Raw genomic sequence first — 2,556 nt, 5'->3', positions numbered from 1 at the left:
GCTTCGTTTTTGAAGCAATTGTCAAACCGCCGACACCATCGGTCAAAGCATGGGGGCATTGCGGCTGGGGTTGTCTCTTTCATCGCTGATCTTTCAACGTAAAGTGCTTACTCTTTAACGATTATACTCGATTTGATCTTTATTTAGCGTTTAAGTCCCACTAACGTCGAAAAATTAAAGACCGATGAATCTGACAAATCTTTTTCTTGAGCTTATCAGAACTGCCGTGGTTCAAGATGATGATATAGGCTTGAGTAGGAAACTGTAAATTGGTAACGAGCAAGTTAATTAATTTATGAGGCGCATCCGAACTTTCAATCAAATCTCGTTTACGAACAATCCCTAGAACACAGAAGTGGTTTTCAGGAAAGTACCTGACCACTTTCTCTACTAGATAAGCTTCTTTAACCTGCGGATAGCAAGCTAACTGCTGTTTCAGTTCATTTACCTCTAATGCTTTCAGAGTGTGAGGTTGAAATCTATCGTAATCACCCACAGTAGCTCTTTCCTGTTGAGCTTTTAGTAAAAGTTGATAATGTTGTTCAGCTCGTGCGCGATATTTCTGAGCCTCTTCAGTTTGACCTTGTTGACAGAAAAAACCATAAACTAACTCACAGCCAGCTATGACCCAATCCACTCTTTGCTCTATGGCTTTTTCGATATGGGCAATGCCTGATGCATCAGCCTTGTGTAAAAAAACTTGTCCAATAGCATAGTTTGCTTCTGCATGATCGGGCTGAATTTTTAACACGTCTTGTAAGAAGGGAAGTGCTGCTTCACCACCTTGTAATTCCAAGGTGTAATAGGCTCGTTCCCATGCTTCTTGTTCAGGCAGAGTCTGCATTTGGGCTTTTTGATCTAATGCTCGTAGTTTGTCTTTGGTTTCCTGTAGGTATGCATAGCGCTGTCGCCAAGGTGTCGATATGGCTGCTTTCCAATCTTGATCGAACTGTTTCGCAAATTTGTGTAAGATCATCTTTCCCAGAAGGTGTTCTGCTGCACTTATTTGGATTGTTGCGGGTTGAGGTAACGTTTCTAATTGAGTAGTCTGATAACCCAGCGATTTTAACCGATCAGCAAGACAGGGATGGGTGTCTGCATAACTGGTTTTTTGTGCAAGCGCCTGCTCTAACCATTGTTTGGTCTCCTCTTCGGCAATTGGATTATGCAAAACGGTCAACATAGATGAATAAGCATTGCTCGGTGGATCAGCCTGATGCTCTGCCCGTTTTTGGATATCTGACCAGAAGGAACTCTCCAGAAAACGAGCTTTGACTTCTATGTTAATTAGAGCTTCAGCCGTGTTGTTTGCGCTAGTGAGTTGAGCCGCACAGCGATCAGCTTCATACTCATTCATTCGTGCCAGGGTAAAAGAATAGGCATTAAAGGAAGGCCAATACCAATCTAAAAAGCGATTAAATAAAACAAAGGCTCCAGATTGATCGCTTTGATGTAACTGTTCATAAATCTGCATCCAAGTTTTGCGAATTCGATAAATCCATGCTGCAAAGCGAGAATGGTTACCAGAGAGATGCCCTAACTCGTGCGCCATAACTGCTTTAAGTTGTTCCAGCGATAATGACTGCATCAAGGGAAGTCCCAAAAGTAAATAGTTTTCCTGCCAACCAAAGATACCCAGTCGTGGAACTTGAACGACTGCTGCATTGAACTCTTGATTTAACAGGATGTTATGAAATCGGGGAGCTTGGAGTTTAGTCGTCAACTCATCGACTAGAGCGAATAATTTAGGAACTTGATGACGATTAAGTTTCAAACCTTCAGGCTCAGGGACGGTCACCCAAAGTGATCGCACAATCACCCATGCTGGAATTAGTAACAAAATAGCCAGCTTAATAATGACAGAATTGACACGGTGACTGAAAACAATAAATGAGACAATTAATCCAATTAGTGTTAACAGCCCAGCAAGCACCAGAAAGATGTAGGCGTACCCTAATATGGCAAACAGGGCAACTCGTAGGCGATAACTCCTAGGATGTGCCTTCGAGAATTTTTCTAGCGTTCCAACTAATGTATCAAACTGTTTCTGTGTGATTGTCATAAAAATAACTGTACTAACTATCGAAAGATGCGTTATAAATTTCCTAGTGAAGAAAGGCACTCATGCAAGAGGCAAGGGGGGGGTTAGATATGTGTAATTAATTTTGCTTAGGTACTTAACTGATAACTGATCACTGAAAAGGTGCTGGTGTGATGATTCGTGCTGTCAAGGTTCCGTTCTATTTTTCGGGTAGGGGTAAAATTCCTCAATTCAGAGGGGTAAAGCGGCTTAGTCTGATTTTGCCTTATGGAAAAACATCAGCGGCTTTCCTCTTGATTTCGGAATTTTGGTGATTTTAGTTTAATTTTTTTGGCTCTTCGGGAATTGTTATGCAAATAATTAACTTAAAATAAAATTCGATGAGAGCAACTACGCTCAAAAGTAGCTGAAACCCATACAGGAAAGGACTTAAGGCACAAATAGGTTAATACCAAAAGATAGACAATCGAGTTAAGATTTGATATAATGGCCAAAAACCAGAGTGTTTTACTTAT

Annotated in this window: 1 protein-coding gene; it reads right to left on the bottom strand. The window is 41.0% G+C overall.

The annotated features are described in order from the left end of the window. Positions 1–160 precede the first annotated feature (160 nt). On the bottom strand, positions 161–2,062 hold the full coding sequence (locus PX481_RS01760; RefSeq protein ID WP_002763291.1) for a M48 family metallopeptidase: 1,902 nt from the start codon (positions 2,060–2,062) through the stop codon (positions 161–163). Positions 2,063–2,556 lie beyond the last annotated feature (494 nt).

The sequence above is a fragment of the Microcystis sp. M53603_WE2 genome (assembly GCF_030065435.1).
Note: the sequence above shows the minus strand (reverse complement) of the source record. Positions and strands in the feature narration are given on the sequence as shown.

What these genes read in the sequence shown, in the direction of transcription:
- PX481_RS01760 (WP_002763291.1), bottom strand. Translation starts at nt 2,062, where the DNA reads ATGACAATCACACAGAAACAGTTTGATACATTAGTTGGAACGCTAGAA.